Raw genomic sequence first — 8,015 nt, forward strand, 5'->3', positions numbered from 1 at the left:
GTTATTCGTACGCTGTGTCTTCCATATAAATTACAACATAACAAAAAAGCCGCTCCCTGAGGGGAACGACTTATAATCATCAATAAATGGCGGAGAGGGTGGGATTCGAACCCACGTGGAGTTGCCCCCTAACGGTTTTCAAGACCGCCCCGTTATGACCGCTTCGGTACCTCTCCATTTATGAGTGCGTATTCGATCAATACAATCGAATATTGCACAACATAAATATCATAGCATACATTTGAGAAAGTGACAATATTTATTTCACTGGTGTACCGATCACTTCCACACCGCGCATATACGGACGCAGCGCTTCCGGTACGATGACACTACCGTCTTCCTGTTGATAGTTTTCCAAAATTGCCGCAACCGTACGACCTACCGCCAGACCGGAACCGTTTAGCGTATGCACAAATTCAGGCTTGCTTTTGCTGTCTTTGCGGTAACGAATGCTAGCACGGCGTGCCTGGAAATCCTCGACATTAGAGCAAGAGGAAATTTCGCGGTACATATTGCTTTCCGGCAGCCATACTTCTAGATCGTATGTTTTCGCAGCGCTAAAGCCCATATCGCCTGTACATAGCGCAAGCACACGATAAGGCAAACCGAGCAATTGCAAAATGCGCTCTGCATTAGCTGTCATTTTTTCCAGTTCTTCATAAGACGTTTCCGGATCAACAATTTTGATCAGCTCAACTTTATTAAATTGGTGCTGACGAATAAGACCGCGTGTATCACGACCAGCAGCACCGGCTTCCGACCGGAAACATGAGCTATAGGCGACGTAATGCTTGGGCAGTTCTTCTTTGGGCAAAATTTCATCACGATGATAGTTCGTAACCGGAACTTCTGCTGTCGGAATAAGGTAATAATCCGTATCAGTGAGCTTGAACAAATCTTCCTCGAACTTTGGCAGCTGTCCGGTACCGACAAGGCTATCACGATTGACGATATACGGCGGCAAAATTTCTTCATAGCCATGATCCCCGCTATGTACATCCATCATAAAGTTAATTAACGCACGCTCTAAACGTGCACCTAGCCCTTTATAAAATGTAAACCGTGAACCCGTGACTTTAGCGCCTGCTTCAAAATCAAGAATACCTAGCTCTTGGGCGATATCCCAGTGTGCTTTCGGTTCAAAATCGAATTGACGTGGCTCACCATTCCGGCGCACTTCCACATTATCGGCTTCTGATGCACCGATAGGTACACTGCTGTCCGGCAAATTCGGAATCGCTAACGTCAAGCTATCGATTTCGGCTTCCAGATTACGAATTTCTTCATCCAGTACTTTAATACGATCAGACACCTGGCGCATTTCCAAAATCAATTCTTCCGCGTCTTCTTTGTTCTTTTTGCGCTGTGCCACTTCGCCAGATACGGTGTTACGGCGATTTTTGAGTTGCTCTGTTTCCTGTAACAGTTCACGGCGCTTTCCGTCCAGCTCTGGAAAAGCGGAGATTAGATCGAGTGATTTGCCACGATTTTGCAGCGCCTGCGCAACACGATCATACTCATTACGCAAGATTTTAACATCTAACATACATAACCCCTCCTCATAAAAATAACCTTAACTCTCGTTCTCTTTTTGCCGACAAACCAGGCATAACAAGCGAACCGCCATCAGGCATTCACTTCGTTACACCTACGGCTGTACCGGGCAAGCGAGAACTTGCCGCACTCCGGAATAGAATACGCTCTGCTCACGGAAGCTGCCAAGAGTTAAGGTTGAACGTACAATCACTTACGATGCCAAACTTTATTCACTTCTTTCGGCTTATGAAACACACGACAAAATCATACAGCAGCATAATGATACGCTTGCCTTTCTGTTATGTTTTATCTTTATACGTATAGAGGTGAATACAGCTAACTCGATTAAGCTTTATTTAATAAACAATTCATGTCCCGAGCTTATGCTTTACTTACCAGCGACTCCTGTACCATCTCTACAAAATACTGATGCAGACGATAATCGTCCGTCAGCTCGGGATGGAAAGAGCAAGCGAGCAGATGCTGCTGCCGTGCCGCCACAATCTCGTCATTATATACTGACAGCACCTCAACATTCGCTCCGACCGATTCGATCAATGGCGCACGAATAAATACCGCACGCGCCGGCTCATTGATGCCTGTAATCGTAAGGTCTGTCTCAAAACTTTCCTTCTGCCGTCCAAATGCATTCCGGCACACCGTCATATCCATCAGCGACAAATGTGCCTGCTCCTGACCGACAATCCGCTCAGCAAGCACAATCAAGCCCGCACATGTGCCAAATATCGGTTTGCCTTGTGCGGAAAATTGCTGTAATGCATCCATAAAGTCATACTTGCGCATCAGCTTACCGATCGTAGTACTTTCCCCACCGGGAATAACGATGCCGTCCAACTCATCCAGCTCATCGACACGCTTCACACTGACCGCTTCTGCGCCTGCCAGTTGCAAGCTACGAATATGCTCTGCTACAGCACCTTGAAGTGCCAGTACACCGATCTTCATTCGTCTGTCCTTCTTTCTTACCAGCCGCGATCCTGCATACGCTCAGCAGGAGACAATTTGGAAATTTCGATTCCCTTCATTGGCGTACCCAAATTTTTGGATACTTCAGCGATCAGTTTATAATCTGTATAGTGCGTAGTCGCTTCCACAATCGCACGCGCAAATTTCTCCGGGCTATCGGATTTGAAAATACCAGAGCCGACGAATACGCCATCTGCGCCGAGATGCATCATCAGCGCTGCGTCTGCAGGTGTAGCTATACCACCGGCAGCAAAGTTAACAACTGGCAACTTGCCTGTTTCGTGTATATTGAGCAGCAGCTCGTACGCTACGCCAAGATTTTTGGCTTCCGCATACAGCTCGTCTTTGGACATATTTTGTACTTTGCGAACTTGGCTGTTGATCAGACGCATATGACGTACCGCTTCAACGATGTTGCCTGTTCCCGGTTCACCTTTTGTACGAATCATCGCTGCACCTTCACCGATACGACGCAACGCTTCACCTAAATCTTTGGCACCACATACGAATGGTACAGTAAATTCGTTTTTATCGATATGAAATACTTCATCAGCAGGGGTGAGCACTTCGCTCTCGTCCAGATAGTCCACGCCCATCGATTCCAGTACTTTTGCTTCTACATAATGACCGATACGCGCTTTTGCCATAACCGGAATCGTAACTACTTTCATAACTTCCTCGACAATCGTCGGATCAGCCATACGAGCAACGCCACCGGCTGCGCGAATGTCAGAAGGCACGCGCTCAAGAGCCATAACCGCTGTTGCTCCGGCAGCTTCGGCAACTTTTGCCTGTTCTGCATTCATAACGTCCATGATGACGCCACCTTTTTGCATTTCCGCCATACCTCTTTTAACTCTCGATGTACCAGTTTCCATGTCCATGCCTCCTGAATTGTTTCTGTGAGTACCCCTGCTCGGTCAGCAGTGGGATATAGTATCAAATAACGTTCTGCTTCGGCCGCAACGAGCCGTCCTATGCCTGCTGTCAGGCTCCAAAGAGCACAGAATCTAACTCATAATTTTACATGACACGTATGCATTATACAATACATTTTCACCGTATATCGCACAATGACCGCCAGGCAGAGCCTGGCGGGTCAAAGGAAATCAACTGCCGTTACAAATGAGGTTGGCGGTTAGCACAACCGGCAGCGCAGCTATTTAAAACATATTTTTCACAGAATTGAACAGATCGCCAAACAAATCACCGATCGAGCGGAAGAACAGGCGCAACCAGCTTCCTTTTTCGACTGGCTCGGATGCGATCAGATTCACGGTTGTGACCTGGTCCTGTGGCATGCTGTCATTTTTGTACGTATACGTAATCGTGCCGAGCGCTTTGCCAGCTTCAATTGGCGCAGTACGTGCGGTTTCGTCAGCCTGCGCTACCGTATACGTTACATTTTGCGGGTTGGTGCCTTTAGGTACAACGACATTAACAGCTGCATCAGTCACAACTGGTACTTCGGTAGCTGTCCCTTTCACGACCGGCAATGTAGCAAGACCGGATACCACTGCTTTAGCGCCGACAATTTGCTTCACTTCAAAGTGATCAAACCCGTAATCCAACACTTTTTTCGTCTGGATAAAACGCTCTTTGTCGCTTGATGTGCCCATAACGACACTGATCAGACGCATACCATTACGCACAGCCGTACCGGTAAAACACTGCCCGGCTGCATTCGTATGACCGGTTTTCAAACCATCCAGACCCGGATACGCATAAGCTTTAAAGTTCGTAATCGAGGAATTGGACGCTAACATCCAATTCCAGTTAACGACTGGTGCTTTATCGGTTGAGCGGAATTTAAAAGACTGAATGCTCGTCACCTGGTTAAAATCCGGATGATCCATCACGATATGACGCGCCAAAATAGCGGTGTCCATCGCAGACATAACCGTTTCTTTACCGTCTTCAGGCTGTGTACCTTTCGGCATATCCGCAATGCTCAGCCCTGTTGCATTAGCAAAATGAGCGGTTTTCATGCCAAATTGTTTGGCTTTTTCGTTCATCAGTTTTACAAACTCTTTTTCCGAGCCACCAGCGACATATTCTGCCAGTGCAACGGTAGCATCATTGGCGGAACCGACTGCCATCGCTTTGTACAAATCAAGTACAGTATGTTTGTCACCTGCAGCAAGGAATACGCGCGAACCAACCTGTGCTGCCGCATTCGCGGATACCGTTACAACATCATCCCATTTGATTTTGCCTTGTTTTACATAATCAGAGACGATATATTCTGTCATCATTTTCGACATACTTGCCGGAGGTAATGCTTCATCACTGTTAATCGACAGCAGTACTTTACCTGTTGTCGCTTCAATCAAAATCGCTGATTTCACCTGCAAGCCAAGCGAGTCAGCAGAAGGCATAGCCGTACTGCTGGCAGCGGCAGGCGCAGTCGATTTCTGGTCGGTAGACTTGCCCGATGTAGATGATGCTGCCATTGCGGCGCTTGGAACAATCGTAGACAGACATAACATATTTACAAGCATCAATGATGCTACGCTTTTTTTAATCCATTGACGTTTCGACTTTGTTGCTGTTGGTGTTGCCCACTTGCGTTTCAATGTATAAATGCTCCCCTCAAAATCCACTATAATATTGCATGTAATACGCGGCATTATGTAAATCAATTAAACTGTTAAAAACCCGCTATCACAATGACTTTCTCATTTTAGCACATGCCGACATGCAAAAAAAGACAAGTACTTGTAAAATCATACGCTTTTGCAAACGTCAACTGAATTTTTGACTTATGATACGGTTGTGATAGAGTGCACACACAAACTATACAGTTTCTTCAAACCGTCATACGGATCATTTTATACCTAAAGCCGTCAATCACGATCCACTCTAAACGATCCATTAAAAAAACGACCATTTCCCAGTATTTGATCGGAAAATGGTCGTTTATTCAGCCGCTGTTATCAACACTGTTTATATTGAAAAAGAGGACTACAGCTCATTCCATTATAGCGAATAGTTAGGAGCTTCTTTCGTAATCTGGATATCGTGTGGATGGCTTTCACGCAAACCTGCACCGGTAATCCGAATAAATTGTGTATCATTGCGCAGTTCTTCGAGGTTTCCTGTACCGCAATAACCCATACCGGAACGCAGACCACCGATCAACTGATGCACTGTTTCCGACAAAGGACCTTTGTAAGCGACACGACCTTCGATACCTTCCGGGACGAGCTTTTTGTCATCATCTTGGAAGTAACGGTCTTTACTACCTTGTTTCATCGCAGCCATCGAACCCATACCACGATATACTTTAAAACGACGACCTTGATAAATTTCCGATTCGCCTGGACTTTCTTCTGTACCGGCAAACATACTGCCCAGCATAACTGCCGATGCGCCAGCAGCCAGTGCTTTAGTAATTTCACCGGAATATTTAATACCGCCGTCCGCAATGATCGGTACACCATACTCGCGTGCTACATTTGCACAATCATAAATAGCCGTAATCTGTGGTACACCGATACCCGCGATAACACGCGTTGTACAGATCGAACCAGGACCGATCCCAACTTTAACGATCGATGCACCTGCTTGGATCAAATCGCGAGTCGCTTCGCCTGTCGCCACATTACCAGCAACGATCGTCAGTTCAGGGAACATACTGCGCAGCTTACGCACCGCATCCAAAATATTAATATGATGTCCGTGTGCAGAGTCCACAACGATCAGATCGACACCTGCATTCACGAGTGCTTCCGCACGTGCAAAAGCGTCATTGGACACACCAATTGCGGCACCAACGAGCAGACGACCTTGCGCATCTTTGGCGGCGTTCGGGAACTGGATCGCTTTCTCGATATCCTTGATCGTAATCAAGCCTTTAAGAATGTTATTTTCATCTACGAGTGGCAGCTTTTCGATTTTATGTTGTTGTAACAGCACTTCAGCCTCTTGCAGCGTCGTGCCGACAGCAGCGGTTACGAGGTTTTCGCTAGTCATAACATCACTGATTGGAATATTGAAATCATGGATAAAACGAAGGTCACGGTTCGTAATAATACCAACTAGTTTATTATCTTCGTTAACGACCGGTACGCCGGAAATGCGATATTTAGCCATTACAGCTTCAGCGTCCGATACCATTTTGTCAGGGGTAAGGGAGAATGGGTTGGTGATAACACCGCTTTCGGAGCGTTTAACACGATCTACTTCTTCTGCTTGTTGTTCGAGCGACATGTTTTTATGAATAATACCGATGCCACCTTCGCGCGCCATAGCGATCGCCATAGCTGCTTCTGTAACGGTATCCATACCTGCACTGATTAGAGGCACATTCAGCTTCACGGATGAGCTAAGTACAGTCGAAACATCAACTTCCTTCGGCAATACTTCGGACTTGCGTGGCACTAACAATACGTCGTCAAATGTTAGTCCCTCTTTACCAAACTTTGTTTCCCACACGAGGATATTCCTCCCTTTTCTTATGCGATATAAGGCTTATAAATAAATCCGTTTTAATCCGCTGTCACAGCCGGAAAGAAATCAAACCAAAGATTCCGATCATTTCCAGTGCTCAAGGCACCGTCTCAAAGCGAATATTCATAAGCTTTTAAGCTTAATATACTGCGTTTATAATCAAGAAATACACTCTTGAAAATAAGTTTCTGAAAATATATTATTGCAATCTTAGCAAAGGGGTTATAGGCTGTCAAGAACGTTACAACATAATCACATAAATGAAGTTTAAACACCTAACTTTGACTTTCCAGCACATACGATTGTCCTTCCACAATGGACAAATAAACAATGTTAACCAATATTTCAAAAATGATCCTTTTCTATATCTCGTTCTATTACGACTCTGCTCTCTAATAATGAAACTAGAGACGAAGTTGATACTAATCTAATCTGCTTAAACTAAAATCGCGACCCATCCTAATATTACACTAATGAAGCAAAAATAAGCATCATATAGAATCAAACCCATCCCTTGACTGTGATTCATTTGAATTGTAAAGCTGTTTCGAGCAGTTATTCATAAGCTCATAAACGAGAAATCAAAGCCAGTCCTTAAAGCAATCAACGTATTGGCAAGCTAACAAGCCCGATCATTACTATAAAAACTTTCGTGAAAAGTAAAACAATACAAAAAAAGACATCATCCAAAATGGATCATGTCTTTTCATTCGCTTGGCGACGTCCTACTCTCCCAGGACCCTGCGGTCCAAGTACCATTGGCGCTGGAGGGCTTAACGGTCGTGTTCGGGATGGGTACGTGTGGAACCCCTCCGCCATCATCACCAAACGGTAGTTGTCGAAGCGTCTGCTTCGTAAGTATCTTGAACAAGAAAGTGAATTCCTTGCTACAAGCTACCCATGACAGGTGTTAATCACCTGAAAACTGAATCCGAAACGAATCATCGCGTATATAGAAGATAGGATAAGCCCTCGACCGATTAGTATTGGTCAGCTCCATGCATTGCTGCACTTCCACCTCCAACCTATCTACCTCGTCG

General features: G+C 45.5%; 5 protein-coding genes, 1 tRNA gene and 2 rRNA genes. All 8 read right to left on the bottom strand.

From position 1 onward, the window contains the following. Nucleotides 1-87: 87 nt before the first annotated feature. Nucleotides 88-176 (bottom strand) — tRNA-Ser (locus tag U1I11_RS21430). A gap of 83 nt (nucleotides 177-259) precedes the next feature. After that, complete coding sequence (serS, locus tag U1I11_RS21435; protein ID WP_322908124.1) at nucleotides 260-1,546, bottom strand: serine--tRNA ligase; 1,287 nt, start codon at nucleotides 1,544-1,546, stop codon at nucleotides 260-262. Nucleotides 1,547-1,917: 371 nt separating this feature from the next. Next, a complete protein-coding gene (gene pdxT, locus U1I11_RS21440; protein WP_322908125.1) occupies nucleotides 1,918-2,502 on the bottom strand; it encodes a pyridoxal 5'-phosphate synthase glutaminase subunit PdxT in 585 nt (194 codons plus the stop codon). Nucleotides 2,503-2,519: 17 nt separating this feature from the next. Then, a complete protein-coding gene (gene pdxS / locus U1I11_RS21445; RefSeq protein ID WP_322908126.1) occupies nucleotides 2,520-3,401 on the bottom strand; it encodes a pyridoxal 5'-phosphate synthase lyase subunit PdxS in 882 nt (293 codons plus the stop codon). Between the two features lie 285 nt (nucleotides 3,402-3,686). Beyond that, nucleotides 3,687-5,099, bottom strand: coding sequence for a D-alanyl-D-alanine carboxypeptidase family protein (locus tag U1I11_RS21450; protein ID WP_416235643.1), 1,413 nt, complete (start codon nucleotides 5,097-5,099; stop codon nucleotides 3,687-3,689). A 403-nt stretch (nucleotides 5,100-5,502) separates the two neighbouring features. Then, nucleotides 5,503-6,960 (bottom strand): IMP dehydrogenase, encoded by a 1,458-nt coding sequence (guaB, locus tag U1I11_RS21455; RefSeq protein WP_322908127.1) that lies wholly within the window; start codon nucleotides 6,958-6,960, stop codon nucleotides 5,503-5,505. Between the two features lie 727 nt (nucleotides 6,961-7,687). Next, nucleotides 7,688-7,804: ribosomal RNA gene (gene rrf, locus U1I11_RS21460) — 5S ribosomal RNA — on the bottom strand. 131 nt (nucleotides 7,805-7,935) lie between these two features. Further along, nucleotides 7,936-8,015: ribosomal RNA gene (locus U1I11_RS21465) — 23S ribosomal RNA — on the bottom strand; the annotation flags it as partial.

It is taken from the genome of Paenibacillus campi (genome assembly GCF_034659835.1).
GTDB classification, from domain to species: domain Bacteria; phylum Bacillota; class Bacilli; order Paenibacillales; family Paenibacillaceae; genus Saccharibacillus; species Saccharibacillus campi.